This window comes from Acidovorax sp. T1 (assembly GCF_002176815.1).
Classification (GTDB): Bacteria; Pseudomonadota; Gammaproteobacteria; order Burkholderiales; family Burkholderiaceae_C; genus Acidovorax.
Window position 1 is genome coordinate 2,028,834 of the sequence record NZ_CP021648.1, and the last position, 26,569, is coordinate 2,055,402.

Annotated in this window: 27 protein-coding genes and 1 pseudogene; 24 read left to right on the top strand and 4 right to left on the bottom strand. The window is 62.5% G+C overall.

Features of this window, described 5'->3' with window-relative positions:
• The first annotated feature begins 6 nt into the window (after positions 1-6).
• The 7 genes and pseudogenes from CCX87_RS09450 (at position 7) to CCX87_RS09480 (ending at position 6,453) form a co-directional block, all read left to right on the top strand.
• Positions 7-591 carry a putative colanic acid biosynthesis acetyltransferase gene (locus tag CCX87_RS09450; RefSeq protein WP_087745789.1) on the top strand — a complete coding sequence of 195 codons (585 nt, stop codon included), beginning with the start codon at positions 7-9 and terminating at the stop codon, positions 589-591.
• A 713-nt stretch (positions 592-1,304) separates the two neighbouring features.
• Positions 1,305-1,436: pseudogene (locus tag CCX87_RS09455) on the top strand (colanic acid biosynthesis glycosyltransferase WcaI); the annotation flags it as partial.
• Positions 1,437-1,623: 187 nt separating this feature from the next.
• Positions 1,624-1,914 carry a nucleotidyltransferase family protein gene (locus tag CCX87_RS09460; protein WP_087748267.1) on the top strand — a complete coding sequence of 97 codons (291 nt, stop codon included), beginning with the start codon at positions 1,624-1,626 and terminating at the stop codon, positions 1,912-1,914.
• Complete coding sequence (locus CCX87_RS09465; RefSeq protein ID WP_087745792.1) at positions 1,907-2,290, top strand: HepT-like ribonuclease domain-containing protein; 384 nt, start codon at positions 1,907-1,909, stop codon at positions 2,288-2,290. Before CCX87_RS09460 ends, CCX87_RS09465 begins: the two co-directional genes overlap by 8 nt.
• A gap of 45 nt (positions 2,291-2,335) precedes the next feature.
• On the top strand, positions 2,336-3,625 hold the full coding sequence (locus tag CCX87_RS09470; protein WP_087745794.1) for a glycosyltransferase WbuB: 1,290 nt from the start codon (positions 2,336-2,338) through the stop codon (positions 3,623-3,625).
• 1,113 nt (positions 3,626-4,738) lie between these two features.
• Positions 4,739-5,104: a VanZ family protein gene (locus CCX87_RS09475; RefSeq protein WP_157667118.1), complete on the top strand. Its 366-nt coding sequence runs from the start codon at positions 4,739-4,741 to the stop codon at positions 5,102-5,104.
• Positions 5,086-6,453: an undecaprenyl-phosphate glucose phosphotransferase gene (locus CCX87_RS09480; protein ID WP_087745797.1), complete on the top strand. Its 1,368-nt coding sequence runs from the start codon at positions 5,086-5,088 to the stop codon at positions 6,451-6,453. The genes CCX87_RS09475 and CCX87_RS09480 overlap by 19 nt, the downstream gene beginning before the upstream one ends.
• Positions 6,454-6,499: 46 nt before the next feature.
• Here CCX87_RS09480 and CCX87_RS21315 read toward each other — a convergent pair whose 3' ends face one another.
• Positions 6,500-6,649, bottom strand: coding sequence for a hypothetical protein (locus CCX87_RS21315; RefSeq protein WP_158211997.1), 150 nt, complete (start codon positions 6,647-6,649; stop codon positions 6,500-6,502).
• A gap of 270 nt (positions 6,650-6,919) precedes the next feature.
• On the opposite strand from CCX87_RS21315, the gene CCX87_RS09485 reads away from it, so the two are divergent.
• From CCX87_RS09485 to CCX87_RS09500, 4 genes are all read left to right on the top strand, one after another.
• Positions 6,920-7,204 carry a GIY-YIG nuclease family protein gene (locus CCX87_RS09485; RefSeq protein WP_087745799.1) on the top strand — a complete coding sequence of 95 codons (285 nt, stop codon included), beginning with the start codon at positions 6,920-6,922 and terminating at the stop codon, positions 7,202-7,204.
• A gap of 480 nt (positions 7,205-7,684) precedes the next feature.
• Positions 7,685-8,212 carry an NUDIX domain-containing protein gene (locus CCX87_RS09490; RefSeq protein ID WP_198314781.1) on the top strand — a complete coding sequence of 176 codons (528 nt, stop codon included), beginning with the start codon at positions 7,685-7,687 and terminating at the stop codon, positions 8,210-8,212.
• A 251-nt stretch (positions 8,213-8,463) separates the two neighbouring features.
• Complete coding sequence (locus CCX87_RS09495) at positions 8,464-10,584, top strand: YjbH domain-containing protein (RefSeq protein WP_158211996.1); 2,121 nt, start codon at positions 8,464-8,466, stop codon at positions 10,582-10,584.
• Between the two features lie 106 nt (positions 10,585-10,690).
• Positions 10,691-11,287 (top strand): hypothetical protein, encoded by a 597-nt coding sequence (locus CCX87_RS09500; protein WP_087745805.1) that lies wholly within the window; start codon positions 10,691-10,693, stop codon positions 11,285-11,287.
• 317 nt (positions 11,288-11,604) lie between these two features.
• On the opposite strand, the gene CCX87_RS09505 is transcribed toward CCX87_RS09500, so the two are convergent.
• Positions 11,605-12,240: a GntR family transcriptional regulator gene (locus CCX87_RS09505; RefSeq protein WP_087745807.1), complete on the bottom strand. Its 636-nt coding sequence runs from the start codon at positions 12,238-12,240 to the stop codon at positions 11,605-11,607.
• A gap of 128 nt (positions 12,241-12,368) precedes the next feature.
• Between CCX87_RS09505 and scpA the strand changes: the two genes are divergently transcribed.
• The 9 genes from scpA to bioB all read left to right on the top strand — a co-directional run bounded on the left by scpA (position 12,369) and on the right by bioB (position 21,975).
• Positions 12,369-14,555 (top strand): methylmalonyl-CoA mutase, encoded by a 2,187-nt coding sequence (gene scpA / locus CCX87_RS09510; protein ID WP_087745808.1) that lies wholly within the window; start codon positions 12,369-12,371, stop codon positions 14,553-14,555.
• A gap of 33 nt (positions 14,556-14,588) precedes the next feature.
• Positions 14,589-14,906, top strand: a complete 318-nt coding sequence (locus tag CCX87_RS09515) for a CopG family transcriptional regulator (protein ID WP_143218388.1) — start codon at positions 14,589-14,591, stop codon at positions 14,904-14,906.
• The gene (locus CCX87_RS09520) at positions 14,903-15,319 is read left to right on the top strand and encodes a type II toxin-antitoxin system VapC family toxin (protein ID WP_087745812.1); all 417 of its coding nucleotides are present in this window, start codon (positions 14,903-14,905) and stop codon (positions 15,317-15,319) included. Before CCX87_RS09515 ends, CCX87_RS09520 begins: the two co-directional genes overlap by 4 nt.
• Before the next feature lie 10 nt (positions 15,320-15,329).
• Complete coding sequence (gene meaB, locus CCX87_RS09525; protein ID WP_087745813.1) at positions 15,330-16,364, top strand: methylmalonyl Co-A mutase-associated GTPase MeaB; 1,035 nt, start codon at positions 15,330-15,332, stop codon at positions 16,362-16,364.
• Positions 16,365-16,400: 36 nt separating this feature from the next.
• Positions 16,401-17,933 carry an acyl-CoA carboxylase subunit beta gene (locus tag CCX87_RS09530; RefSeq protein WP_087745815.1) on the top strand — a complete coding sequence of 511 codons (1,533 nt, stop codon included), beginning with the start codon at positions 16,401-16,403 and terminating at the stop codon, positions 17,931-17,933.
• A 21-nt stretch (positions 17,934-17,954) separates the two neighbouring features.
• Entirely contained in the window at positions 17,955-20,009 is a 2,055-nt protein-coding gene (locus tag CCX87_RS09535) for an acetyl-CoA carboxylase biotin carboxylase subunit (RefSeq protein ID WP_087745817.1), read from the top strand.
• 60 nt (positions 20,010-20,069) lie between these two features.
• Complete coding sequence (locus CCX87_RS09540; RefSeq protein ID WP_087745819.1) at positions 20,070-20,531, top strand: VOC family protein; 462 nt, start codon at positions 20,070-20,072, stop codon at positions 20,529-20,531.
• Positions 20,532-20,628: 97 nt separating this feature from the next.
• Positions 20,629-20,820: a hypothetical protein gene (locus CCX87_RS09545; RefSeq protein WP_087745821.1), complete on the top strand. Its 192-nt coding sequence runs from the start codon at positions 20,629-20,631 to the stop codon at positions 20,818-20,820.
• A gap of 87 nt (positions 20,821-20,907) precedes the next feature.
• Complete coding sequence (gene bioB / locus CCX87_RS09550) at positions 20,908-21,975, top strand: biotin synthase BioB (RefSeq protein WP_087745822.1); 1,068 nt, start codon at positions 20,908-20,910, stop codon at positions 21,973-21,975.
• A 128-nt stretch (positions 21,976-22,103) separates the two neighbouring features.
• Here the strand turns inward: bioB and CCX87_RS09555 are convergent, their stop codons facing one another.
• The gene (locus tag CCX87_RS09555) at positions 22,104-22,295 is read right to left on the bottom strand and encodes a YgaP family membrane protein (protein ID WP_087745823.1); all 192 of its coding nucleotides are present in this window, start codon (positions 22,293-22,295) and stop codon (positions 22,104-22,106) included.
• A gap of 184 nt (positions 22,296-22,479) precedes the next feature.
• Positions 22,480-23,340 (bottom strand): MBL fold metallo-hydrolase, encoded by an 861-nt coding sequence (locus tag CCX87_RS09560; RefSeq protein WP_087745825.1) that lies wholly within the window; start codon positions 23,338-23,340, stop codon positions 22,480-22,482.
• Positions 23,341-23,440: 100 nt separating this feature from the next.
• On the opposite strand from CCX87_RS09560, the gene CCX87_RS09565 reads away from it, so the two are divergent.
• Genes CCX87_RS09565 through CCX87_RS09580 form a run of 4 tightly spaced genes read left to right on the top strand, consistent with a single transcriptional unit; the run spans position 23,441 to position 26,424 of the window.
• Entirely contained in the window at positions 23,441-23,782 is a 342-nt protein-coding gene (locus tag CCX87_RS09565) for an ArsR/SmtB family transcription factor (protein ID WP_087745826.1), read from the top strand.
• Positions 23,776-24,207: a YeeE/YedE family protein gene (locus CCX87_RS09570; protein WP_087745828.1), complete on the top strand. Its 432-nt coding sequence runs from the start codon at positions 23,776-23,778 to the stop codon at positions 24,205-24,207. Before CCX87_RS09565 ends, CCX87_RS09570 begins: the two co-directional genes overlap by 7 nt.
• A gap of 33 nt (positions 24,208-24,240) precedes the next feature.
• Positions 24,241-24,690, top strand: coding sequence for a YeeE/YedE family protein (locus tag CCX87_RS09575; RefSeq protein WP_087745829.1), 450 nt, complete (start codon positions 24,241-24,243; stop codon positions 24,688-24,690).
• Between the two features lie 24 nt (positions 24,691-24,714).
• On the top strand, positions 24,715-26,424 hold the full coding sequence (locus CCX87_RS09580) for a SulP family inorganic anion transporter (RefSeq protein ID WP_087745831.1): 1,710 nt from the start codon (positions 24,715-24,717) through the stop codon (positions 26,422-26,424).
• The last annotated feature ends 145 nt before the right edge of the window (positions 26,425-26,569 follow it).

A 26,569-nucleotide genomic window follows, 5' to 3' on the forward strand; every position in this document is an offset into this window, starting at 1 on the left:
ATACAAATGCGTGAATATTTTCAGAACTTGATCGAGTTTAGACTTCCCCCCCATTTCCGCGGCCGATCGGCCGTCGCCGTGCAAATGTGGTGGCTGGTGCAGTCCACGCTGTTTCATGGCTCGCCTCAGTTTGCCTACGGCTTCAGGCGCTGGCTGCTGCGGTGTTTTGGTGCGCGCGTGGGCCAGGGCGCAGTCATTCGCCCCAGCGTCACCATCACCTACCCGTGGAAGGTGAGCATTGGCGACCACGCCTGGGTAGGCGACGATGTGGTGCTGTACAGCCTGGGCGAGATTGAGATTGGCGCCCACGCGGTAGTGTCGCAAAGCAGCTATTTGTGCACGGGCGACCATGACTACACGCAGCCAGACTTTCCCATCCGCGCCCGCAAGATCACCATTGGGGCCGAGGCCTGGGTGGCGGCAGATGTGTTTGTGGCGCCGGGCGTGTGCATTGGGCCTGGGGCTGTGATTGGTGCGCGCAGTTCGGTGTTTGCGGATATGCCTGGGGGCATGGTTTGCCTTGGGTATCCGTGCAAGCCGGTGAAGGCGCGGGTGTCGGCTGCCAAGACGGCAGGTGGTGCTGAAATTTAGATGAAATGTGCTGTTAGCGCTTGTGGGGTGAGCGCTGGTAACTATTGTTTTTGGAGTGTTTGGGGGTGAGTTGCAGGGGGTGGATGGGATGGTGGGGGCCCTTCGATACGGCCTGCGGCCTACTCAGGGTGAACGGGGTGGGGGCTTTGAGAGGGCCTTGCGGCCTGCTTGGGGTGAACGGGGTGGGGGCTTTGATAGGGCTTGCGGCCTGCTTGGGGTGAATGGGGTGGGGCTTTGATAGGGCCTGCGGCTTGCTTGGGGTGAATGGGGAATAAACCGCCGTTCGTGGTGAGTAGCGCGAAGCGCGTATCGAACCATGGGGCTGGGGGCATCACCCTTCGATACGGCCTGCGGCCTACTCAGGGCGAACGGGGGTGGGGCTTTGATAGGGCTTGCGGCCTGCTTGGGGTGAACGGGGTGGGGGCTTTGATAGGGCTTTGCGGCCTGGTTGGGGTGAATGGGGTGGGGGCTTTGATAGGCCTTGCGGCCTGCTGGGGGTGAATGGGGAATAAACCGCCGTTCGTGGTGAGTAGCGCGAAGCGCGTATCGAACCATGGGGCTGGGGGCATCACCCTTCGATACGGCCTTGCGGCCTACTCAGGGCGAACGGGGTGGTCTGAGGTATGTCACTAATCCGTGAAATATGCCTTTAGCGCTTATCCAGCAAGCGCGGGTAGCTATTGTTTTTATAGTTTTTGAATGCGGTTGTTTTCTTGAAAATTCTTCTCCACGGCATCAATTTCGCGCCTGAGCTCACGGGCATTGGCATATACACGGGCGAGATGGCCGCGTGGCTGGCGGCGCGCGGGCACCAGGTGCGGGTGGTCACGGCGCTGCCTTATTACCTACCCCGACTGGGCCGTGGGCGCGGGCTACTCGCCACGAACGCGGTGGGGGCGCGCTACTCGTTATGAATGGGGCTTTGAGCAATCCATGCCCCAAACCCAGTCCGAGCTAACAATAGCTATTGACCCTGCAGCCCGGTTGCATGACCATCAGTTCGCTCCCCATTCGTTTGCCCAGGAGAATCCCTTGGACCGCACACAAGTTCTGAAATTACTGACTCAGCACAAAGCAGCCTTGGTCCAGCGCTTCGGCGTCACAAACCTGGCTTTGTTTGGCTCCACGGTGCGCAATACGGCGCGCCCGGATAGCGACGTGGATGTGCTAATTGCCTTCGATGGCCCCGCCACGTCGGCGCGCTATTTTGGTGTGCAGTTTTATCTGGAAGACCTGCTGGGCTGCCCGGTCGATCTGGTGACCGACAGGGCGCTGCGTCCGGAGTTGCGGCCCTATATTGAAAAAGAAGCCTTGTATGTCTGATCAAGCCGCAAACAGCCCTGGGCTGCGCGCCTGGCGCTTTTATGTTGACGACATGATCGGCTTTGCCAACAACGTACTGACTTATACCGAGGGCTATGACCAGTCTGCTTTTGAGCAGAGCAAGCTGCATTACGACGCAACGCTACGCAATTTGGAATTGATTGGCGAAGCTGCAACCCATATTCCACAGCATGTTCGCGAATTTGCGCCAAAAATCCCCTGGCGATTGATAGTTGCCACGCGTAATCGGTTGATTCATGGTTATCTTGGCATCGACAACGATACTGTGTGGAGCATTATTCGCGACAACACGCCGTCGCTGCTGGTTGAACTTTGCTTGCTGAAAAATGCGGCTGAGGCGAATAAAATTTTCTAATTTTGTTTTTGTTTTTGTTTTTGTTTCTTCACCTCGGTTAGCCTTTTGAAAATTCTTCTCCACGGCATCAATTTCGCGCCTGAGCTCACGGGCATTGGCAAATACACGGGCGAGATGGCCGCGTGGCTGGCGGCGCGCGGGCACCAGGTGCGCGTGGTTACGGCGCCGCCTTATTACCCCGACTGGGCCGTGGGCGCGGGCTATTCGGCACGCACCTGGCGGCGCGAGCGCTGGCAGGGGGTGGATGTGTGGCGCTGCCCGCTGTGGGTGCCGGCGCAGCCGGGCGGGGCCAAGCGGCTGTTGCATCTGGCCAGCTTTGCGCTGGGCAGCTTGCCGGTGATGCTGCGCCAAGTGCTGTGGCGGCCCGATGTGGTGTGGGTGGTAGAGCCCGCGCTGTTTTGCGCGCCTGCCGCGCTGGGTGTGGCGCGCCTGGGCGGGGCGCGGGCCTGGCTGCATGTGCAAGACTTTGAGGTGGATGCGGCGTTTGACTTGGGCCTGCTGCGTGGCAAGTTCTTGCGCGGGCTGGTGGCCGGGGCCGAGCGCTGGCTGATGCGCCGCTTTGATGTGGTCAGCACGATTTCGCAGCGCATGCACCAGCGGCTGCTGGACAAGGGCGTGCCCCCCGCGCGTGCGGTGCTGGCGGCCAATTGGGTGGATGTGTCGGCCATTACCCCGCAGGGCAGTGATTTGCCGCGCAGCGCTGGCACGGGCGGCTTCAGGGCCGAGCTGGGCATTGCCGCCGATGCGGTGGTGGCGCTGTATTCGGGCAACATGGGCGGCAAGCAGGGGCTGGATCTGTTGGCTGATGTGGCAAAACTGTGCCTAGCCCTTGCTGGGCCTGCGCAGCCTGCTATTGTTTTTGTGTTCTGCGGCAACGGTGCAGGCCGTGCAGACCTGGTGCAGCGCTGCACTGGCTTGCCGAATGTGCGCTTTCTGGATCTGCAGCCCCTGGCGCGGCTGAACGATCTGCTGGCCATGGCCGATGTGCACTTGCTGCCGCAGCGGGCCGACGCGGCAGACCTGGTCATGCCCAGCAAGCTCACCGGCATGCTGGCCAGCGGCCGCCCCGTGCTGGCCACAGCCCACCCAGGCACCGAGCTGGCCACGGTGGTGCAGGGCTGCGGCGTTGTGGTGCCCCCCGAAGACCCGCAGGCCATGGCGCAGTCGCTGTTGCGCCTGGCTGGCAACGCTGCGCTGCGCCAGCAGCTGGGCGCTGCAGGTCGCGCCTATGCACTGGCGCACCTGGACCGCGATGCGGTGCTGCGCCAGTTTGAAGCAGCCGCTTTGGCAGTGATTGGCAAGGGCGAGCGGGGGGCACCCGTTCGTGGTGAGTAGCGCACAGCGCGTATCGAACCATGAAGCCCCCGGTGTTGGAATGAGGCGGGGGACTGTCACCCTTCGATACGGCCTGCGGCCTACTCAGGGCGAACGGGGGGGGAATAGCACCACCGTTCGTGGTGAGTAGCGCGAAGCGCGTATCGAACCATGAAGCCCGGTGTTGGAATGAGGCGGGGGGGCTGGCACCCTTCGATACGGCCTTGCGGCCTACTCAGGGCGAACGGGCGGGGGGAGGTGACCAGGGCGAACCCAATAGAACCGCCGTTCGTGGTGAGTAGCGCGCAGCGCGTATCGAACCATGAAGCCCCCGGTGTTGGAACGAGGCGGGGGGGGCTGTCACCCTTCGATACGGCCTTGCGGCCTACTCAGGGCGAACGGGCGGGGGGAATAAAACCGCCGTTCGTGGTGAGTAGCGCGAAGCGCGTATCGAACCATGAAGCCCCTGGTGTTGGAACGAGGCGGTGGGCTGTCACCCTTCGATACGGCCTTGCGGCCTATTCAGGGCGAACGGGGGGGAATAAAACCGCCGTTCGTGGTGAGTAGCGCGCAGCGCGTATCGAACCATGAAGCCCCGGGTGTTGGAATGAGGCGCTGGGCTGTCACCCTTCGATACGGCCTTGCGGCCTACTCAGGGCGAACGGGCGGGGGGAATAAAACCGCCGTTCGTGGTGAGTAGCGCGCAGCGCGTATCGAACCATGAAACCCCCGGTGTTGGAACGAGGCGGTGGGCTGTCACCCTTCGATACGGCCTTGCGGCCTACTCAGGGCGAACGGGGGGGGGAATAAAACCGCCGTTCGTGGTGAGTAGCGCGCAGCGCGTATCGAACCATGAGGCGCCTGGTGTTGGAATGAGGCGGGGGGCTGTCACCCTTCGATACGGCCTTGCAGCCTACTCAGGGCGAACGGGCGGGGGGAGGTGACCAGGGCGAACCCAATAGAACCGCCGTTCGGGGTGAGTAGCGCGCAGCGCGTATCGAACCCTGTCCTGAGCTCAGCCTGCCCTGAGCTTGTCGAAGGGTCGAAGAGCCTGCCCTGACCTGCAACCCCGCGCATCTTCAATGCCCCCTCTCCTCAAAATAGTGCATCTAGTTGTTAATGCAAAATGTCGCCATGTCACACCAAATTTCGCGCGCGCTGATCGGCCTGCAGCTGCTGGCCCTGCTGGTGGGCACGCAAATGCCTAACGCCTGGCGCAATGGCGCAGTGCAGGCCTTGCATGCGCCGTCATGGGTGTCTTCCACCGGGCATTTCGTGTTGTTTGCCGGCATGGCCATGGTGCTGGCCGCCCGCCCGCTGGCATGGTCCGTGCTGCGCACCGTGCTGGTGTTGCTGGCGCTGGCGTTGCTGACCGAAGGGTTGCAGGTGTTCGCCATCGACCGGCATCCGCGCTGGGTGGATGTGGGCATTGATGTGGCCGGTGCGCTGGTGGGTGTGGGGTTGGTCAAACTGAGGTTTTTATGCTTCGTTCGCCGTTAAGGCTGTCTTCGCCCGCTGTTCGCTATGTGGCGATGGCGCTGGATGCTTGCATTATTTGGGGCTGTGGCTGGGGGGCTTACTGGTGGTACTTCGGCACGGCCGAGCATGCCCGCATTCCGTCGCAATACGAGCTGGCGGTGCTGGCGGCCTCGCTTATGTTGCTGACGTTTTCGCGCAGCGTTTACCGCTCTTGGCGCGTCAATGATCTGTGGGTCATGCTGCGCTCGGTCGCGTCGGGTTGGTTGTGCTCTGTGGGGGGCGTGCTGCTCTGGTTGTTTGTAACCAAGTCGTCGTCAGACCTGTCGCGCATGTGGTTTGTGGGTTGGGTCGCGGGCACGCTGGTGGTGTTGTGCCTGCAGCGGCTGGCGGTTTACGGCGGGCTGCACTGGCTGCGCCGCAAGGGCTATAACTTCAAAACAGTGGTGCTGGTGGGTGTGGGCCCCACCAGCGAGCATGTGCAACAGGCACTGGCCCAGTCGGCCTGGAGTGGCTTGCGCGTGCTGGCCACGCTGCCGCCCGAGGCGCTGGCGCCTTTCATGGCGGCGCAGCGGGGCCAGCAGCCGGTGGACGAGGTGTGGCTGTGCCTGCCCGTGGGCGACAAGGCGGGCATTTTTGCCACGCTGGATGTGCTGCGCCACAGCACGGCCAACATTCGCCTGGTGCCCGATATGTCTGCGCTCAGGCTGATCAATCACGGCATCAGCGAGGTGGTGGGCATTGCTATGCTCGACCTCTCGGCCTCGCCCATCACGGGCGATGTTCGGCTGGTCAAGGCGGTGCAAGACAGGGTGCTGGGCGCGCTGATCTTGCTGCTGATCAGCCCGGTCATGCTGGCCATTGCGTTGGCCATCAAGCTCACGTCCCCTGGGCCGGTGCTTTACCGCCAGCTCCGCCATGGCTGGAACGGCGAAGAGATCTGGGTTTACAAGTTCCGCAGCATGGTGGTGCACGCTGAGCAAAACGGCCAGGTCACGCAGGCGCAAAAGAGCGATGCCCGCATCACGCCGCTGGGCGCGTTCTTGCGCCGCACCAGCCTGGACGAGCTGCCCCAGTTCATCAACGTGCTCCAAGGCCGCATGTCCATCGTCGGCCCCAGGCCGCACGCCGTGGTGCACAACGAGCACTACAAAGAGCTGGTGCCCCACTACATGCTGCGCCACAAGGTCAAGCCCGGCATCACCGGCTGGGCACAAATCAACGGCTTTCGCGGCGAGACCGACACGCTGGACAAGATGCAAAAGCGCGTCGAATACGACTTGCACTACATCGAAAACCTGTCGCTGGCGCTGGACTTGAAGATCATCGCTGCGACGCTGTTCAAGGGTTTTGTGCACAAGAACGCGTATTAGCGCTTCGACTGGTTTGGGGCATGCTTCGATACGCGCTGCGCGCTACTCAGCACGAACGGGCGGGGTGGGTGCGGTGGGTGAAGCGGGCGAGGTGGGCAAGGTGGGTGAAGCGGGCGAGGTGGGCAAGGTGGGTGAAGCGGGCGCTGATCCCCGTTCGCCCTGAGTAGGCCGACAGGCGGTATCGAAGGGTACTCACCACCAAGATATACACCGTTCGCCCTGAGTAGGCCGCAGGCCGTATCGAAGGGCTAGCACGGGCGCAGGACATGCTTCGATACGCGCTGCGCGCTACTCAGCACGAACGGGCGGGGGGGCAAGGTAGGTGAAGCAGGCACTGATCCCCGTTCGCCCTGAGTAGGCCGCAGGCCGTATCGAAGGGTACTCACCACCAAAGTGCAGATATACACCGTTCGCCCTGAGTAGGCCACAGGCCGTATCGAAGGGTGCCTAATTTGAGGGGAAAAATATGTTCTGGGTTTACATCCTGCGTTGCGCCGATGCGAGCTATTACACCGGGCACACAGACAACCTCGAAAAACGCATAGGCGAGCACCAGTCGGGAATAACTGGCGGCTACACCTCTACGCGCCTACCGGTTGAACTGGTGTGGACACAGGAATGCTCCACCCGCGAAGAAGCCCTGGCGGCTGAACTGCAGGTAAAGGGCTGGAGCCGCCGCAAAAAAGAAGCCTTGCTCACAGGCGACTGGGCAGCAGTTTCAAAATTCGCGAAGAAAGATTTTTCGAAGTGAAGGCTTCATGGTTCGATACGCGCTACGCGCTACTCACCCCGAACGGTAGTCCTATCCCGCCCACCCTGAGCAGGCCGCCAGGCCATACCAAAGGCCCCACCCCGTTCACCCTGAGCAGGCCGCCACGCCGTATCGAAGGGTGCTCACCACGAACAAGCAAACATACTCCGTTCGCCCTGAGTAGGCCTCAAGGCCGTATCGAAGGGTACGTCAAACCACAACACGGGCCCACGACAGGGTTCGATACGCGCTACGCGCTACTCACCCCGAACGGTGGTTCTATCCCGCCCACCCTGAGCAGGCCGCCAGGCCATACCAAAGGCCCCACCCCGTTCGCCCTGAGTAGGCCGCCAGGCCATATCGAAGGGTGCTCACCACGAACAAGCAAACATACTCCGTTCGCCCTGAGTAGGCCGCCAGGCCGTATCGAAGGGTGCTCCACCACGATGAAGCACAACGCCGGCGTAAAGGGGCAGGGTAGTGGCACATATTGACAATGCAGCCTTGCTGCCGGCACCCGCGTTCGCCGCGGCCGTGGCCGCGTTGCCGCTGGTCTCGCTCGATTGGGTGCTGACCAATCCTGACGGCCAGCTGCTGTTGGGCCAGCGCCTCAATGCGCCCGCGCGCGGCTGGTGGTTTACGCCGGGTGGGCGTATCCGCAAGAACGAAGCCCTGGCCCATGCGCTGCAGCGTGTGGCCTGCGATGAGCTGGGGTTGGCGCCGCAGCTTGCCGGCATGTGGGCAAGCCGTGCGCAGCTGATGGGTGCCTGGGACCATTTCTACCCCGACAGCGCTTTCAGCCCTGACGCAAGTACGCATTACGTGAACCTGCCGCACTGGCTGGCGCTGACGTGGGCCGAGGTGGCGCAGCTTGCGTTGCCCGTGGGCGAGCAGCACAGCGCCTGGCAATGGTGCCCGCTTGCCGATGTGGCTTGCAATCCGCTGGTGCATGAGTATGTGAGGCCGTACGCGGCCTGGGCGTTGCCTCGCGCCGCACGTTGTGATTGATCCGGCATCTTTGAACTTGAAACAACCGTTCGGGCTGGGCTTGTCGAAGCCCTTCGACAAGCCCAGTCAGGGCGGGTTTCACAAATAATTCCCGCCGAATCAATACGATGTATGGTAAAAAATGTTGCCGAAAGAAACACAAAAGTGCCATTGGCTACATTTCTGATGTGGTTTCCCCAGCCCTGGCTTGCCACGGCATTGACATGGCTCTCAGCGTCCCCTTTGTCCTGACATTTTCATCAGACCTCAGCATGTATCAAAAGTTTACAACGCGTGTTGCGCGCACCACCTTCAAAGAATGGCTTCCGGCGCTGGGGCTGTTGGCTTTGCCGGTGTTGGCGCAACCGCAAGATTTGGGTGTGGCCACCCTGGGCGCCACGGGCGGCCTGACCATTCCTTCGGCCTATGTGCTGGGCTCGGGCGATATGGCGCTGAGCGCGGGCAATTATGTAGACCCCAAGCTGGGCAACTTCAGCCGCAAGCAGAACTACACGCTGGGCTTTGGACTGCTGCCGGGGGTGGAGCTTTTTGGACGGTTTGCCGAATACCAGAACCCGCGTTCCGTGCCGCCTGGCGCCCTCGATGTGAGTGGGCCGCGCGACATTTCTGGCAATGTGAAATGGCAGTTGCCTTTGGATGTGCCCGGCATTCCCAAGTTGGCCGTGGGCGCCACCGACCTGAGCGGTGGCGCGGTGTATTTCAGCTCCAAGTATGTGGTGGCCAGCGATCAATATGGCCCGGTGCGCTGGTCGCTGGGCTATGCGCGCAGCAAGCCGGCGCTGGAGCGGGCCCAAAGCGCGCGGGTGCTGGACGGCGTGTTTGGCGGGGCCGAGCTGTTTCTGGGCAACAGGGGCCTTTCGTTGCTGGCCGAAACCGATGGCACGCAGCGCCATGCCGGTCTGCGTTACCAGTCTGAAGCGCTGCCTTGGTTGGCCGATGGCTATGTGGTGGGCACGCTGCAGCGCTCTTTTGGTGCAAAAACGCTGGCGGGGCGCTCCGCCGATGACACTAGCTTCAATGTGTCGCTGGTAATGGCGCTGGGCGCATCCGACACCACCCGCAAGGCCTGGGCCGATGCCGTTCGGCCGCTGGCGCCGCTGCCTTTGCCAGGCACGGCGCCTGCTGACGGCATGGCGGCCACCGCGCACGACCGCATGGAAGACCTGACCCGCGCCCTGCGCGACAGCGGCCTCGATCGTGTGCGCGTTGGCATGCTGGGCCAGGAGATGCGGGTCGAATACGAAAACTACCGCTACCTGCACAACGAGGCCGATGCCTTGGGCGTGGTGCTGGGCCTGGCCGCTGAATACGCGCCCGCTGGCGTGGAGCGCGTGAACGCCGTCACGCTCAAGGCGGGCCAGCAGGTGCTGGAGACGTCGGTTGATGTGGCGGCGTTTCGCGGCTTTCTGCGCGATGGCGACGCCTCGCCGGTGCGCGTTGGCATGCGCGTGGGCCAGGGGGGCGGCTTTGGCACCAGCGCGGTGCAGTGGGCTGGCGAGGCCGTGCAGCGCACGCGGGTGCGGGTTGAGCTCAAGCCGCTGCTCAACTACACCCTGGGCACCGAGTTTGGTGCGTTTGATTATTCGCTGGCGGCCAACGTGCGTGCCACGGCCGGTTTGTGGCGCGGCGCCGAGGTCTATGCCGATGTGGTGCAGCGCCTGGACGAATCCGACAACATGCAGCCGGGCCGGATCTTTGCCAGCTCGCAGCACCGCAATGGCCTGAGAACGCTGGCCTTGCAACAGTCGCTCTGGCTGGGGCCACGGGTGTTTGCCAGCGCTGGTGTGGGCCGCTACAACCACAACTACCGTGGCGTGGAGGGCGAGTCGATCCTGTTCATGCCCTGGAACGAGGACACGGTGCACCTCAAGGGCAGCTACCTGCGCCAGCAGGGAAGTGCGCTGCCTCGCACGCAAGAGGCCTATGCCGCGTCGTACCGCTGGAAGTTCGATTCAAAAACCTGGGTTGAAGGCGGCTACCACCAGTACACCGACCGCTCCACCGGGCCGGCTCTGGCGCTTACCCGCTGGTTTGGCGATGTGGCGGTGCAGGTTTTTGCGCGCAAGGGTGGCTCCAACACCTATGTGGGCCTGGAGCTGAGCCTGCCGCTCACGCCGCGCCAGGGCATGGGGGCGGGCACGGTGCAGCTGGCTGGCACGCCACGCTATGCGCAGTCCATCCGCACCTTGATGACCAATGGCGGCAACGCATACAACTGGGTTGACAGCCGTTCCGTGCGCCCGGTGGCCCTGAATTACCAGCCCGAGGTGGAGCAGCTGAACTCGGGCCGCATTACGCCAGATTTCATCAAAGACCAGGTGCAGCGGATGCGGGAGTCGTTTTTTCTCCACGCGCGCAACCAGTTGGACTAAATGGAGCAAGCGGGGCTTGAAACTTGCTTGATCTTCCGGCAATTCGATTAATATGTTTCTAGCGGTTTTTTTGATGCGTTTGTGTTAACTACTGAAGGGGAAATTTATGCGTTTGAACAACATTTCTTTGGCGGCTGTGGTGTTGGGCGGTAGCGCGTTGCTGGCTGCATGTGGCGGTGGCGGCGATGACCCAGCGCCTGATCAGGTTGTATCGGCGAACACCACGGTGGCCATCGACAAGGCCAGCGGCCCGGCCGCAGTGACGGCGATCCTGGACAAGGAGTTTGCGTTTGACGCCGTACCAGCATTTGAAACGACTGCTGCAACCAAGCTGAAGCTGACGGGCACCGGCGCTGAACCCAAGTTTGAACTCAGCTCGGACGGCGGTACCGCAAAGGGTGACATGTCGTTTGGCTCCTGCATATTCAAGGTGACCAGCACGACCTTTCTTCCACCCCATTTCATGGCCACGTTGCCGACAATCACCATAAGCAGCTGCAACTTTTTCCTTCCTATCGGTGGCTTTGTAGCGGGCGCCGCTCCCCGCCCCGTTAATCTGCAATGGATGCTGGGTAATGCCACATCTCGCCCAGTTTCCCTGCCCGTGTCTATCAGCTCGTCGGGCGGGATCACGCTGAATAACTCGAGCGTGGGCAACGCTACCCTGGTGACTGCCACGGGTGCAACGGGCGGCGGCAGCTAAAAACAGGGGCCCGGTTGTTGGTGTTTGCCGTATCGCTCAGGCGAACGGTTCAAGCCCCATCACACCGGGTTAGAAATTAAGCAAAAACAGCTGCCAGCGCTTTTGTACAAAGCGCTGGCAGCTATCAATTTTGAAGCTCCGCTTCAGCGTCCCGCTCCCCCCGGTTTCTGGTACATGCCCTCGATGGCCTGCACAAGGTGCGCCGTCAGGTTATTGCGCTTGATATTGAGCGTGGGCGTCAGGTGCACCGCGCGCTAGAGCCGGGTTGGTTCACCCTTGGCGGCTGTCGCGATACCCGAACCGTTGCAGCCAGTGGGTCAGGCCGCCGCCTCCAGCCCTTGCGCAAAATGCGCCTGCATGGCTTTGGCCGTGGCCTTGGCATCGCGCGCCAGCATGGCCGCCAAAATGGCACGGTGCTCGTTCAGCGAATCTTCGATGCGCCCTTGCTTGAGCAGCGAGTTGTGGCGGTTGAGCTTCATCACCTTGCGCAGGTCGGCCACCATCTGGCTGCGCCAGCGGTTGTCGGCCATCTCCAGCAGGTGCATGTGAAAGCGCTCGTTGATGGCGAAGAATTTTTCACGGTCCGCCACAGCGGTTTCTAGCTCGGCGTGCAGGTCTTGCAGCGCTTTCAACTGCGCTTCGGTGGCGTGTTCGGCCACCACGCCCGCGGCGTCGCTCTCTAGCAGGCTGAGCAGGTGGTACACGTCGCGCAGGTCTTTTTCGCTCATCTCCGTCACATAGGCGCCACGGCGCACCTTCATCGTGACCAGGCCTTCGGCGGCCAGCACCTTCAGCGCCTCGCGCAGGGGGGTGCGGCTGATGCCGAATTCTTCGGCGATCTTGAGTTCGTCGATCCAGCTGCCGGGCTCTAGCTCGCGACGAAAAATGCGCTGGCGCAGTTGCTCAGCCACTTCAACATACAGGGCGCGGGGCGTGAGGGTGTGGGCAGACATGGGGTGGATTGTAAGCTGGCAAGAATATTTTGAATGAATAATTATGAATGATGTAAACTCGCCGCCACATCGGGATCAGCCCTTGCGCCGTTTACGCCCCCACCGCCATCTTCGGAGAAGCCTTCGCCATGAGTGACAAGCCCCACAACAATGCCCCCGAGTTCGCTGCCGCTTCGCTGGAAGCCTGGACCAAGGCCGCAGCCAAATCGGCCCCCGGCGGCGATGTGAATGCCCTGAACTGGGTCACGCCCGACGGCATCACCGTCAAGCCGCTGTACACCGCTGAAGACACGGCCAGCCTGCCTTACGCCAACACGCTGCCCGGTTTTGAGCCCTACCTGCGCGGCCCGCAGGCCACCATGTATGCGGTGCGACCCTGGACGATTCGCCAATACGCGGGTTTTTCGACGGCTGAAGAATCGAACGCCTTCTACCGCAAGGCCCTGGCAGCAGGCGGGCAGGGCGTGAGCGTGGCGTTCGACCTGGCCACCCACCGTGGCTATGACAGCGACCATCCGCGCGTGACGGGCGACGTGGGCAAGGCCGGTGTGGCGATTGATTCGGTCGAGGACATGAAGATCCTGTTCGACCAGATTCCGCTCGACAAGGTGTCGGTATCGATGACCATGAACGGCGCCGTGCTGCCGGTGCTGGCGGGCTACGTGGTGGCGGCAGAAGAGCAGGGCGTCTCGCAAGACCAACTCTCAGGAACCATTCAGAACGACATTCTGAAAGAGTTCATGGTGCGCAACACCTACATCTACCCGCCCAAGCCCTCGATGCGCATCATTGGCGACATCATTGGCTACACGGCACGCAACATGCCCAAGTTCAACTCGATCTCGATCTCGGGTTACCACATGCAAGAGGCTGGGGCCAACCAGGCGCTGGAGCTGGCCTTCACCCTGGCCGACGGCAAGGAGTATGTGAAGACCGCCATCGCCTCGGGCCTGGACGTGGACGAATTCGCCGGGCGCCTGAGCTTCTTCTGGGCCATCGGCATGAACTTCTACCTCGAAGTCGCCAAGATGCGCGCGGCGCGCCTGCTGTGGTGCCGCATCATGAAGGAGACCGGCGCCAAGAACCCCAAGAGCCTGATGCTGCGCACCCACTGCCAGACCTCGGGATGGTCGCTCACAGAACAAGACCCTTACAACAACATCGTGCGCACCACCATCGAGGCCATGGCGGCCGTGTTTGGCGGCACGCAAAGCCTGCACACCAATGCGCTCGACGAAGCCATCGCGCTGCCCACCGAGTTCAGCTCGCGCATCGCACGCAACACGCAGCTCATCATTCAGGAAGAAACGCACATCACCAACGTGGTGGACCCCTGGGCTGGCAGCTACATGATGGAAAAGCTGACGCAGGACATGATGGACGCCGCCTGGAAGATCATCGAAGAGGTCGAAGCCATGGGCGGCATGACCGCAGCCGTGGACAGCGGCTGGGCCAAGCTCAAGATCGAGGCCGCCGCTGCTGAAAAGCAGGCACGCATCGACTCTGGCCGCGACGTGATCGTGGGCGTCAACAAATACAAGCTGGCCAAGGAAGACCCGGTCGATATTCTGCAGATCGACAACGTGAAGGTGCGCGATGGCCAGATCGAGCGGTTGAAAAAAATCAAGGCAAATCGCGATGCAGCCCAGGTGCAGCAAGCACTGGATGCTCTTACTTCTGCAGCAGAAGACGGCAGCGGCAACCTGCTGGACCTGGCCATCAAGGCAGTGCGCCTGCGCGCCACGGTGGGCGAGGTGTCTGACGCGCTGGAGAAGGTTTTTGGGCGCCACCGCGCCGATACGCAAAAGGTGACCGGTGTGTACGCAGCTGCCTATGACTCGGCCGAAGGCTGGGACCAACTCAAGACCGAGATCAACGCCTTTGCAGAAGAACAGGGCCGCCGCCCCCGGGTCATGATCGCCAAGCTGGGTCAGGACGGCCACGACCGGGGCGCCAAGGTGGTGGCCACTGCTTTTGCCGACCTGGGGTTTGACGTGGACATGGGCCCGCTGTTCCAGACGCCCGAAGAATGCGCGCGCCAGGCGATTGAAAACGACGTGCACGCCGTGGGCGTGAGCACGCTGGCGGCAGGCCACAAAACGCTGGTGCCCGCCATCATCCAGTCGCTCAAGGACCAGGGCGCGGACGACATCATCGTGTTTGTGGGCGGCGTGATCCCGGTGCAAGACTATGAGCACCTGTACGAAGCGGGCGTGAAGGGCATTTATGGCCCCGGCACGCCGATTCCGGCCAGCGCCAAGGATGTGCTGGAGCAGATTCGCAAGGCGGTGGGTACTGCCGATACTGCGAAGTGATACAGTAATACGGTATTTCTCTGGAGAAACGCCATGGCTGTATCCGTCCGCATGGACCCCTTGCTCGAAAAGGAGCTGGAGCTTGCCGCCAAGCGGCAGGGCATCACCAAATCGCAATTCATCGTCGAAGCGGTGGAGCGCGCGCTGGGCCGCAAGGACCCGGCGGCGCTGTACCACAAGGTGATGGACCAAGCCGCGCGCTACGACATTGGCACCGGCACGCCTGACGAAGACCTGCCGCCCCACCAGTCGGCCCTGCGCCAAAGCCTGCGCGAAAACTACGCACGGCAGCAGGACGACTACGCGGCCTACCTGGCGCAGCGCGCTTTGGCCCAGGAGAAGCCGGATTGAAAGTCTGCCTGATCGACGCCGGACCCCTGGTGGCCCTGTTCCATCCGGGCGACCGCTTCCATGCGCGCTTTCGGCAGCTCATCGTGGAGAGCGAGGCACCCGTGCAACTGCACACCACCTGGCCCTGCATCACCGAAGCCAGCCATCTGCTGGGGCCGCGCTACCGGGTGGCCATGCTGCAGTGGATCGGCGCCGGCGCGGTGCAGATCTTTCCCTTCGACGCCGCCGACCTGCCCGACATGTGCGGCTGGATCGAGCAATACACCCAGCAGCCGCGCACGGAGATGGACCTGGCCGATGCCTCCCTGTACTGGCTGGCCTGCGAGTCGGGCGTGGCGCAGATTTTTACCGTCGATGTGCGCGACTTCTCCCGCTACCGGCTGCCCGACGGGCGCGGTTTCGACATCCTGTGATCCGCCGTCCATGAGCACTCTGCTTTCCCCTTCCTGGCTCGACGGCATCCTGCATGGAGCGCCGGCCATCCAGCGCCGCGCCATGTCCAAAGCCATCACGCTGCTCGAATCCACCCGCGCCGACCACCGCGCCCAGGGCGACGCGTTGCTCACCCAGCTGCTGCCCCACACGGGCAAGGCCTTTCGCCTGGGCATCAGCGGCGTGCCCGGCGTGGGCAAGTCCACGTTTATCGAGGCGCTGGGGCTGTACCTGATTGGCCTGGGCCACCGCGTGGCCGTGCTCACCATTGACCCATCCAGCACCGTCTCGGGCGGCTCCATTCTGGGCGACAAGACGCGCATGGAACACCTGTCGGCGCACGAAAAAGCCTACATCCGCCCCAGCCCGAGCAGCGGCACTTTGGGCGGCGTGGCCGAGAAGACGCGCGAGGCCATGCTGGTCTGCGAGGCCGCGGGCTACGACGTGGTGATCGTCGAAACCGTGGGCGTGGGCCAGAGCGAAATTGCCGTGGCGGGCATGACGGACATGTTCGTGCTGCTGCAGCTGCCCAACGCGGGCGACGACCTGCAGGCCATCAAGAAGGGCGTGATGGAGATTGCCGACCTGGTGGTCATCAACAAGGCCGACATCGACAAGAACGCCGCCACGCGGGCCGAGGCGCAGATCACATCAAGCCTGCGCCTGCTGGGCATGCACGGCAACCCCGACCATGCCACGCATGGCGCGCTGTGGCAGCCGCGCGTGCTGCAGATCAGCGCGCTGCTGGGGCAGGGCGTGGATGCCTTCTGGGCCGCCGTCACGCTGTTTCGCGAGATGCAAACCACCAACGGCCGCCTGGCCGCGCGCCGCGAAAAGCAGGCGCTGGCCTGGATGTGGGAGCGCATTGACGCAGGCCTCAAGCTGGCGTTTCGCCAGCATCCGCAGGTCAAGGAACTGCTGCCCCAGCTGCAGGCCGATGTGGCAGCAGGTCGCATCGCGGCATCCACTGCAGCACGAAATCTGCTGCTAGCGCAATCCAGTCAAGCGCAAGCAGCTATCAAATAAATAGTAAACACAAACCCATTTCACCAAAGGACGACCATGCAAGACATCCTGGATCAACTGGAGAAAAAGCGTGCGCTGGCACGCCTGGGCGGCGGGCAAAAGCGCATTGATGCGCAGCACGCCAAGGGCAAGCTCACGGCGCGCGAGCGCATCGAGCTGCTGCTGGACGACGGCACGTTCGAGGAATGGGACATGTTTGTCGAGCACCGCTGCACCGACTTTGGCATGGAAGACAACAAGATTCCCGGCGACGGTGTGGTGACCGGCTACGGCATGATCAACGGCCGCCTGGTGTTCGTCTTCAGCCAGGACTTCACCGTGTTCGGCGGCGCGCTCTCCGAAACCCATGCCGAGAAGATATGCAAGGTGATGGACCAGGCCATGAAGGTCGGCGCGCCTGTCATTGGCCTGAACGACTCGGGCGGGGCCCGCATCCAGGAAGGCGTGGCGTCTTTGGGCGGTTATGCCGACGTGTTCCAGAAGAACGTGCTGGCCAGCGGCGTGATTCCGCAGATCAGCATGATCATGGGCCCCAGCGCCGGTGGCGCCGTGTATTCGCCCGCCATGACCGACTTCATCTTCATGGTGAAAGACAGCTCGTACATGTTCGTCACCGGCCCCGACGTGGTCAAGACCGTGACACACGAAGAAGTCACGGCCGAGGAACTGGGCGGCGCCATCACCCACACCACCAAGAGCGGCGTGGCCGACATGGCGTTCGAGAACGACGTGGAGGCGCTGATGATGCTGCGCCGCCTGTACAACTACCTGCCGCTCAACAACCGCGAAAAGGCCCCGGTGCGCCCGAGCAACGACCCGGCCGACCGCATGGACCTGAGCCTGGACACCCTGGTGCCGGTCAATGCCAACCAGCCCTACGACATGAAGGAGCTGATTGTCAAGACCGTGGACGACGGCGACTTCTTCGAGCTGCAGCCCGAGTACGCCAAGAACATCGTCATCGGCTTTGCGCGTATGGAGGGGCAGAGCGTGGGCATCGTGGCCAACCAGCCGCTGGTGCTGGCCGGTTGCCTGGACATCAAGAGTTCCATCAAGGCCGCGCGTTTTGTGCGCTTTTGCGATGCGTTCAACATCCCCGTGGTCACGTTTGTGGACGTGCCAGGCTTCATGCCCGGCACTTCGCAAGAATACGGCGGCATCATCAAGCACGGCGCCAAGCTGCTGTACGCATACGCCGAGTGCACCGTGCCCAAGATCACCGTCATCACGCGCAAGGCCTACGGCGGCGCCTACGACGTGATGAGCAGCAAGCACCTGCGCGGCGACGTGAACCTGGCCTGGCCCAACGCAGAAATCGCCGTGATGGGCGCCAAGGGCGCGGTGGAAATCATCTTCCGCGAAGACAAGAACGACCCCGTGAAGCTGGCCGCCCGCGAAGCGGAATACAAGCAGCGCTTTGCCAACCCGTTTGTGGCCGGTGCGCGTGGCTTTATCGATGACGTGATCCTGCCGCACGAGACGCGCAAGCGCATCTGCCGCTCGCTGGTGATGCTGCGCGACAAGAAACTCGAAAATCCGTGGCGCAAGCACGGCAACATCCCACTCTGAGCGGACTAGGAGCATAAAAACATGTTTACGAAAATCCTGATCGCCAACCGTGGCGAAATCGCCTGCCGCGTCATCGCCACTGCCCGCAAGATGGGCATCCAAACCGTGGCGGTGTACTCCGACGCCGACAAGGAAGCCCGCCACGTCAAGCTGGCCGACGAGGCCGTGCACATTGGCGCGGCGCCCTCGCGCGAGTCCTACCTGCTGGCCGACAAGATCATTGCCGCCTGCAAGCAGACCGGCGCGCAGGCCGTGCACCCCGGCTACGGCTTCCTCTCTGAAAACGAAGCCTTCGCCAAGCGCTGCGAAGACGAGGGCATTGCCTTCATCGGCCCCAAGGCGCATTCGATCGCGGCCATGGGCGACAAGATTGCGTCCAAGAAGCTGGCGCTGGAAGCCAAGGTCAACACCATCCCTGGCTACAACGACGCAATTGCAGGACCAGAGCAGGCGGTAGAGATCGCCAAGGGCATCGGCTACCCCGTGATGATCAAGGCCAGTGCCGGCGGTGGTGGCAAAGGCCTGCGCGTGGCCTATAACGACAAGGAAGCGTTTGAAGGCTTTGCCAGCTGCCAGAACGAAGCCCGCAACAGCTTTGGCGACGACCGCATCTTCATCGAGAAGTTTGTGCAGGAGCCGCGCCACATCGAGATCCAGGTGCTGGGCGATTCGCACGGCAACGTGATCTACCTGAACGAGCGGGAGTGCTCCATCCAGCGCCGCCACCAGAAGGTGATTGAAGAGGCGCCATCGCCCTTCATCAGCGACGCCACCCGAAAAGCCATGGGCGAGCAGGCGGTGCAGCTGGCCAAGGCCGTGAAGTACCAGAGCGCGGGCACGGTGGAGTTCGTGGTCGGCAAGGACCAGGATTTTTACTTTCTGGAAATGAACACCCGCCTGCAGGTGGAGCACCCGGTGACGGAATGCATCACCGGGCTGGATTTGGTGGAGCTGATGATCCGCGTGGCGGCGGGCGAGAAGCTGCCGTTGACGCAAGCCGACGTGAAGCGCGACGGCTGGGCCATCGAGTGCCGCATCAACGCCGAAGACCCGTTCCGCAACTTTTTGCCATCCACGGGCCGCCTGGTGCGCTTTCAGCCGCCGGAGGAGTCGATGTTCCAGTCTGACACCAGCAAGAAGCTGGGCGTGCGCGTGGACACGGGCGTGTACGAGGGCGGCGAGATCCCGATGTATTACGACTCGATGATCGCCAAGCTCATCGTGCACGGCACCGACCGCAACGACGCCATTGCCAAGATGCGGGCGGCGCTCAACGGCTTTGTGATTCGTGGCATCAGCAGCAACATCCCGTTCCAGGCGGCGTTGCTGGCGCATCCGAAGTTTGTGACCGGCGACTTCAACACCGGCTTCATAGCCGAAAACTACGCCAAGGGCTTCCACGCCGAAGACGTGCCGCACAGCGACCCGCTGTTCCTGGTGGCGCTGGCCGCCTACATGAACCGCCGCTACCGCGCCCGCGCCTCGGGCATCAGCGGCCAGCTGGCCGGGCACGAGGTGAAGGTGGGCGAAGCGTTCGTGGTGGTCACGCTGGGCGCCGAAGGCCAGAACCAGCACCACGACGTTGCGGTGACCGATTTCGAAATCGAAGGAAAACTGCGCTCCAGCGCAGTATCCGTGGGCGGCAATAGCTATCAGATCAGTAGCACAGCCACGCTGGGGCAGATTCGCGTGCAGGGCCAGTGCAATGGCATGGGCTTCACGGCCCAGGTAGAGCGCGGCACGGCCAAGAACCCGCTGGCGCTGCGCATCAGCCACAACGGCACGCAGATTGACGCGCTGGTGCTGTCGCCGCTGGGCGCGCGCCTGCACCAACTGATGCCCTTCAAGGCGCCGCCGGATCTGTCCAAGTTCCTGCTCTCGCCCATGCCCGGCCTGTTGGTCGATGTGGCGGTGCAGTCCGGCCAGAAGGTGCAGGCCGGCGAAAAGCTGGCAGTGATCGAAGCCATGAAGATGGAAAACATCCTTTTCGCCGCGCAGGACGGCGTGGTGGGCAAGATCACGGCGGGCAAGGGCGAGTCGCTGGCGGTGGACCAGGTGATTCTGGAGTTTCAATAAAAAATGCCTTCAGCGCTTGTCTGGCAAGCGCTGATAGCTATCAATAAAGGAGTAACTCGCATGACCCGCCCCTTCAAAGTGCTGGGCATCCAGCAGGTCGCCATTGGCGGCACCGACAAACAGCGCATGAAAACCCTGTGGGTGGACATGCTGGGCCTCACGCAGACGGGCACCTTCCAGAGCGAGCGCGAAAACGTGGACGAAGACATCCTGGCCATGGGGCAGGGCGCGTTCAAGGTCGAGGTGGACATCATGCAGCCGCTCGACATCGACAAAAAACCCGCCGTGCACACCACGCCGCTCAACCACATCGGCCTGTGGATCGACGACCTGGCCGCCGCCGTCGAGTGGCTCACCGCCAAGGGCGTGCGCTTTGCGCCGGGCGGTATCCGCAAGGGCGCGGCGGGCTACGATATCTGCTTTCTGCACCCCAAGAGCAATGATGAGTTTCCCATCGCGGGCGAGGGCGTGCTGATCGAACTGGTGCAGGCCCCGCCCGAGGTGATTGCCGCGCTCGGCTAAGAAAGTGTTCACAATCTCAGCCTCTTTGGCATGGCCCGGTTGCGCTGCCGCAAGCGGGGGGCCAGGCTGGAGAAGCACTTTGGGATGAATTGGAAATATGAATCGACGACAGAAAGATGAGCGCCGCAGCGGACAAGACCGGCGGCAAGAAGAGCAAGGCCCGCCCACCAGCTATGAGCGGCGCCGCAGCGTCGAGCCACGCCAGCCCGAATTGACCGAGCTGGAGCTGAGCGAGGAAGAGCTCAAAGACCTGGGCTTTTTCCCCGATCAGCCCGACCCGCCCAAGTAGTGCCTGGCCGCACCGGCTTTTGCCTTATTGCCTTATTGCCTTTTTGTCTTCTCGCGCATTCGCTGCCCAACACCCTGAAAGCCCCCCATGTCCCTTACCGCCACCCCGTCCGCCAGCCAACCCCTGCAGTTGCACCGCCGCGTTGCACCTGCTGCAGTGCAAGGCCCGTGGACGGTTGATGCCATCCAGGCCCTGCTCGACAAGCCATTGATGGACCTGCTGTTTGAGGCGCAGACCGTGCACCGCCAGCACTGGCCCGCAGGCGATATCGAGCTGGCCACGCTGCTATCGGTCAAAACCGGCGGCTGTCCAGAAAACTGCGGTTATTGCCCGCAGTCGGCCGAGTTCGACACCGGCGTGAAGGCCGAAAAACTGATGGAAGTGGATGAAGTGGTGCGCGCCGCCCAGGCCGCCAAGGACGCCGGCGCCACCCGATTTTGCATGGGCGCCGCCTGGCGCGCGCCCAAGGACCGCGACATTGAAAAAGTCAGCGCCCTGATTGGTGCCGTGAAGGGCCTGGGCCTGCAGACCTGCGCCACGCTGGGCATGCTCGAATCGCACCAGGCGCAGGCGCTCAAGGACGCGGGGCTCGATTACTACAACCACAACCTCGATACCGCGCCCGAGTACTACACCGACGTGGTCAGCACCCGCGCCTACCAGGACCGGCTCGATACCCTGCAGCATGTGCGCAGCGCCGGCATCAGCGTGTGCTGCGGCGGCATTGTGGGCATGGGCGAGGCGCCCGTGCACCGCGCGGGCCTGATTGCGCAGCTGGCCAACCTGCAGCCTTACCCCGAATCGGTGCCCATCAACAGCCTGGTGCGCGTGCCCGGCACCCCGCTGGCCGATAGCGAACCTGTTGATCCGTTTGACTTTGTGCGCGTGATTGCCGTGGCCCGCATCACCATGCCCAAGGCGCGCGTGCGCTTGTCGGCCGGGCGCCAGCAGATGGGCGAGGCCGTGCAGGCGCTGTGCTTCATGGCCGGGGCCAATTCGATTTTTTATGGTGACAAGCTGCTGGTGACCGGCAACCCCGACGTGGAAGCCGATGTGCAGCTGCTGGCCAAACTGGGCCTGAACGGCCACCGCACCACCACGACCGAGACGGATGACCTGCGTGCGCATGCGCAATCGCAAGGGGTGTGCGCCTGATCCCTGCGCACCTGCGGTGTTGCCGTGGTGGCAAAGGAAATGCTACGTAATCAATAGCTGCTAGCGCAATATCCATAAGCGCTTACGGCTATTTTGATGCCAATTTTACGGCGCAGCCAGTGTTGGCGTTACCTCTTCATGGGGCAGGTGTTGATGCCCAGCAGCGTGTAGGCTGGGCAAAAGCGAAACAGACCCGTGGCCAGCGGCACCACGCCCAGCCAGCCCCACCAGCCCACGGTGCCAGTGGCAGCCAGGGCAATCAACACCAGGCCTGCGACGATGCGCAAGATGCGGTCCATGGTTCCGACGTTGACTTTCATGATTTTTCCTTTGCTTTGAATGCTTGCAGCCCTTGAGCGGGCCACCTTGCGAAAAGGCAGAGCGGCCCTGGGGCCGCTTCACCCGCTTACTCGAACGAGGGCGCCAAGGGCTTGCCCCCGGCTTTGGCGACAGCAGGCAAATGTCCTGGGTTGCACAGATGGGCCGTGTGAATGACAGAGGGTGTCACAGTGCGTTGACCGGAATCTTGAGGTAGGTCACGCCATTGGCTTCAGGCGGTGGCATTTCGCCCGCCCGGATGTTGACCTGCACAGAGGGCAGGATGAGCACAGGCATCTCCAGCGTCGCATCGCGCCGGGTACGCAGTTGCACGAAGGCTTCTTCGCTTACGCCATCGTGCACATGGATGTTGTGGGCGCGCTGGTCGGCCACGGTGGTTTGCCATGCGGCGGCACGCCCCGCAGGCGGGTAGTCATGGCACATGAAAAGGCGGGTAGCTGCAGGCAGGCTTAACAGCTTGCGCACCGACTGGTACAGCGTGTGGGCATTACCGCCAGGAAAGTCACAGCGTGCCGTGCCCACGTCGGGCATGAACAGAGTGTCGCCCACGAACACCGCATCGTCTACCTGGTAGGCCATGCAGGCGGGCGTATGGCCCGGAACCGCCAGCGCCCTGGCTTCAAGCTGGCCAATGTGGAACACCTCGCCGTCGTGCAGCAACTGGTCGAACTGGCTGCCGTCCGGGTGAAACGCGGGTTCCAGGTGAAACACGCCCTTGAACACATCCTGCACCTGGGTGATGGCGGCGCCGATGGCGATTTTTCCGCCCAGCTTGTTTCGCAGGTACTGCGCGGCCGAAAGGTGGTCGGCATGCGCATGGGTCTCCAGAATCCACTGCACGGCGAGGCGCTGGTTTTGGACAAATTCAACCATCCGGTCTGCCGACTGTGTGCGGGTGCGGCCCGACTTGGGGTCGTAGTCCAGCACCGAATCCACCAACGCGCAATGGCCACCGGGCTGGTCAAAGACCACGTAGCTCACGGTCCAGGTGGCGTCATCAAAGAAGGCTTGTATCTGGGGTTTCATCGGTCCGCTCCATGGATTTCAATTTCTACACAGATAGTTTATTGACAGACATATTGTTAGTCAATAGAATATCGACACTGAATTTGAAAAGGAGTGCCCCATGCTCACCGAGACACCGATTGACCTTGAAAGCCTGCGCCGTTCGGCCGACAGCGCCTGCCGCCTGATGAAGGTGCTTTCCAACCCCGACCGCCTGTTGCTGCTGTGCCAGCTCAGCCAGGGCGAGAAGAGGGTGGGCGAGCTGGAAGAACTGGTTGGCATATCGCAGCCCACGCTGTCGCAGCAACTGGGGGTGTTGCGCGAGGAAGGCCTTGTCAACACCCGTCGCGAGGGCAAAAACATCTATTACGAAATCGCCAGCCCGCAAGCCCTGGCCGTGATGAACGTGCTGTATGAGCAGTTTTGCGGGCCCGTCAAGGACAAGGAGCAAGCCCCATGCTGATCGACTGGAATCATTTCACCCCCTGGACGGCTCTGGCAGGCGGCGTTGTGCTGGGCTTGGCCGCGGCGATTTTTGTGCTGTTCAACGGCCGCATTCTGGGCATCAGCGGCATCGTGGGCGGGCTGCTGCGCCCGCGCAGGGGCGACATCGCCTGGCGCGTAACTTTTTTGCTGGGCATGCTGGCGGCACCCTGGCTGTATGGGTTGTTGGCTGGCCCCACGCAGCCGCGCATGGATGCTGGCTGGGGCATGGTGGTGCTGGCCGGCCTGCTGGTCGGCGTGGGTACGCGTTATGGATCGGGCTGCACCAGTGGCCATGGGGTGTGCGGGCTTTCGCGCATGTCGCCCCGGTCCCTGGTCGCCACCCTGGCCTTCATGGGCGCTGGATTTGTCACCGTCTTTCTCATCCGGCATGCGCTGGCCTGATCGCACACCCAACGCATCGGAGCATTGATTGCTATGAAAAATCGTATTTCGGAGTTTGTGGTGGGCCTGATCTTCGGGCTGGGCCTCATCGTTTCGGGTATGACCGACCCCGGCAAGGTGCTGGGTTTTCTGGATCTGGCCGGCCTGTGGGACCCATCGCTGGCGTTTGTGATGGGTGGCGCCATTGCGGTGGGCGTTTTTGCGTTTGCCTTGGCCAAGAAGCGAGCGACCAGCTTTTTGGGCGGCGCCATGCACTTGCCCACCTCGCGCGACATTGATCGCCGACTGGTGGTCGGGAGCCTGATCTTTGGCGCCGGTTGGGGCATTGCGGGCTTTTGCCCGGGGCCGGCCATCGTCTCTGCCGGTGCTGGCCAGCCCAAGGCCATCGTGTTTGTGTTGGCCATGCTGGTGGGCATGTGGCTGTTCGAGCTGGCCGAGGGTCGCACACGCCGTGCCCCGCGCACCAAGGCTGGAGCGCATTGACATGATCGCAAAAAAGAACCCGCCATGAACATCGTGCCCGGCTGGATACGCAGCTACCAGAAACCCTGGCTATCGGGCGATGCGATCGCTGGGGTGATCGTCACGGTCATGCTCATTCCGCAGAGCCTGGCGTATGCATTGCTTGCGGGGCTGCCGCCGCAGGTGGGGTTGTACGCCAGCATTCTTCCCATCCTTGCTTATGCATTGCTGGGTTCCAGCATGACGCTGGCGGTGGGCCCGGTGGCGGTGGCGTCGCTCATGACGGCCAGCGCATTGCAACCGCTGGCGGTGGCGGGCTCTGCAGACTACGTGGCGCTGGCCATGCTGTTGTCGCTGCTATCGGGTGGCATGTTGCTGCTGTTTGGCGCACTGAGGCTGGGTTTTATGGCCCACTTTCTGAGCCATCCGGTCATCAGCGGCTTTATCTCGGGCTCGGCCATCCTGATTGCGGTGGGGCAGGTCAAACACCTGCTGGGCGTGAAAGCAGGCGGCACCAATGTGCTGGACACCCTGATCCAGCTGGCACAGGCCGTGCCGCACACCCACGGCGTGACCCTGGGCATCGGGGCAGGGAGTGTGCTTTTTCTGTGGTTGGCGCGCAAATACCTTGCGCCATGGCTGGTCCGCGCAGGTGTCAGTCCCAAGCTGGCAGATATCGCCTCCAGGCTTGCCCCCATGCTGGCGGTGGTGGTGTCCACGGCGCTGGTGGCGGCATTGCGCTGGGATCAAACCGCTGGTGTCAGCATTGTTGGCGCCGTGCCGCAAGGCCTTCCCACGCTGGCGCTGCCCAAGTTGTCGTTGCCTGCCATCGAGCAACTGTGGCTGCCGGCGTTGCTCATCTCTCTGGTGGGCTTTGTCGAGAGTGTTTCGGTGGCGCAGTCTCTGGCCCTTCAACGCCAGCAGCGCATCAACCCCAACCGCGAGCTTCTGGGCTTGGGCGCGGCCAATGTCGCCAGCGCGTTGTCTGGTGGGTTTCCTGTCACCGGGGGGTTTGCGCGGTCGGTGGTCAACTTTGCGGCGGGTGCCAATACTCCCCTGGCTGGCGTGATTTCTGCTGTGCTGATGGGCGTGGTGATTGCCTCGTTGACCGGCCTGTTTCACTATTTGCCCCAAGCCGTGCTCGCGGCCACCATCATCGTGGCGGTGGTATCGCTGATTGACATACAGACCCTGCGTGAGGCCTGGCGCTACGACAAGGCCGACGCCATGTCGCTGCTGGCCACCGCAGGGGGCGTGATCGCGTTGGGGGTGGAAGTCGGCATCTTGATGGGGGTAGCGTTGTCGCTGGGCACTTTGGTCTGGCGCAGCAGCCATCCGCACATTGCGGTGGTCGGGCGCGTGCCGGGCACCGAACACTTTCGCAACGTGGCCCGCCATGCAGTCACCACCGAGCCCGGCCTGATCGCCGTTCGGGTGGATGAAAGCCTGTATTTCGCCAACTCGGATGCTTTGCTGGACCGTGTGGAGCAATTGGTGGCGGCCCAACCGGATACGCGCCATGTGCTTCTTGTGTGCTCAGCCATCAACCAGATCGACACGACCGCATTGGGCGTATTGACCGATCTGGAGCGCAGTCTGGCTCAGCGAGGGACTGCGTTGCTTCTCGCTGAAGTCAAGGGTCCTGTACTGGACCGGTTGCAGGGCACGGCATTGGGCCAGCGGCTGGAGGGGCGAATCTTCTTGAGCACCCATGCTGCCTTTGAACATGCTCGACAGGCTGCCAGCACCGTTTAGAGGCTTTGGATGCAGGTTTGTAATTTTACATAATATACATCGTATCTAGTCACACGAGGGCTAAACCTGGCCCGCCACGACCCGTTTCGGGACAATAAAATTCTGGCATCTGGTCATCCAATCCCGCTGAATTTGCCAACCACGG

Excerpts from the sequence above, each read along its gene's own strand:
- CCX87_RS09450 (WP_087745789.1), top strand. The coding sequence starts at position 7 with ATGCGTGAATATTTTCAGAACTTGATCGAGTTTAGACTTCCCCCCCAT.
- CCX87_RS09465 (WP_087745792.1), top strand. The coding sequence starts at position 1,907 with ATGTCTGATCAAGCCGCAAACAGCCCTGGGCTGCGCGCCTGGCGCTTT.
- CCX87_RS09475 (WP_157667118.1), top strand. The coding sequence starts at position 4,739 with ATGTCACACCAAATTTCGCGCGCGCTGATCGGCCTGCAGCTGCTGGCC.
- CCX87_RS09480 (WP_087745797.1), top strand. The coding sequence starts at position 5,086 with ATGCTTCGTTCGCCGTTAAGGCTGTCTTCGCCCGCTGTTCGCTATGTG.
- CCX87_RS09485 (WP_087745799.1), top strand. The coding sequence starts at position 6,920 with ATGTTCTGGGTTTACATCCTGCGTTGCGCCGATGCGAGCTATTACACC.
- CCX87_RS09495 (WP_158211996.1), top strand. The coding sequence starts at position 8,464 with ATGTATCAAAAGTTTACAACGCGTGTTGCGCGCACCACCTTCAAAGAA.
- CCX87_RS09500 (WP_087745805.1), top strand. The coding sequence starts at position 10,691 with ATGCGTTTGAACAACATTTCTTTGGCGGCTGTGGTGTTGGGCGGTAGC.
- CCX87_RS09505 (WP_087745807.1), bottom strand. The coding sequence starts at position 12,240 with ATGTCTGCCCACACCCTCACGCCCCGCGCCCTGTATGTTGAAGTGGCT.
- scpA (WP_087745808.1), top strand. The coding sequence starts at position 12,369 with ATGAGTGACAAGCCCCACAACAATGCCCCCGAGTTCGCTGCCGCTTCG.
- CCX87_RS09515 (WP_143218388.1), top strand. The coding sequence starts at position 14,589 with ATGGCTGTATCCGTCCGCATGGACCCCTTGCTCGAAAAGGAGCTGGAG.
- meaB (WP_087745813.1), top strand. The coding sequence starts at position 15,330 with ATGAGCACTCTGCTTTCCCCTTCCTGGCTCGACGGCATCCTGCATGGA.
- CCX87_RS09530 (WP_087745815.1), top strand. The coding sequence starts at position 16,401 with ATGCAAGACATCCTGGATCAACTGGAGAAAAAGCGTGCGCTGGCACGC.
- CCX87_RS09535 (WP_087745817.1), top strand. The coding sequence starts at position 17,955 with ATGTTTACGAAAATCCTGATCGCCAACCGTGGCGAAATCGCCTGCCGC.
- CCX87_RS09540 (WP_087745819.1), top strand. The coding sequence starts at position 20,070 with ATGACCCGCCCCTTCAAAGTGCTGGGCATCCAGCAGGTCGCCATTGGC.
- CCX87_RS09545 (WP_087745821.1), top strand. The coding sequence starts at position 20,629 with ATGAATCGACGACAGAAAGATGAGCGCCGCAGCGGACAAGACCGGCGG.
- bioB (WP_087745822.1), top strand. The coding sequence starts at position 20,908 with ATGTCCCTTACCGCCACCCCGTCCGCCAGCCAACCCCTGCAGTTGCAC.
- CCX87_RS09555 (WP_087745823.1), bottom strand. The coding sequence starts at position 22,295 with ATGAAAGTCAACGTCGGAACCATGGACCGCATCTTGCGCATCGTCGCA.
- CCX87_RS09560 (WP_087745825.1), bottom strand. The coding sequence starts at position 23,340 with ATGAAACCCCAGATACAAGCCTTCTTTGATGACGCCACCTGGACCGTG.
- CCX87_RS09565 (WP_087745826.1), top strand. The coding sequence starts at position 23,441 with ATGCTCACCGAGACACCGATTGACCTTGAAAGCCTGCGCCGTTCGGCC.
- CCX87_RS09570 (WP_087745828.1), top strand. The coding sequence starts at position 23,776 with ATGCTGATCGACTGGAATCATTTCACCCCCTGGACGGCTCTGGCAGGC.
- CCX87_RS09575 (WP_087745829.1), top strand. The coding sequence starts at position 24,241 with ATGAAAAATCGTATTTCGGAGTTTGTGGTGGGCCTGATCTTCGGGCTG.
- CCX87_RS09580 (WP_087745831.1), top strand. The coding sequence starts at position 24,715 with ATGAACATCGTGCCCGGCTGGATACGCAGCTACCAGAAACCCTGGCTA.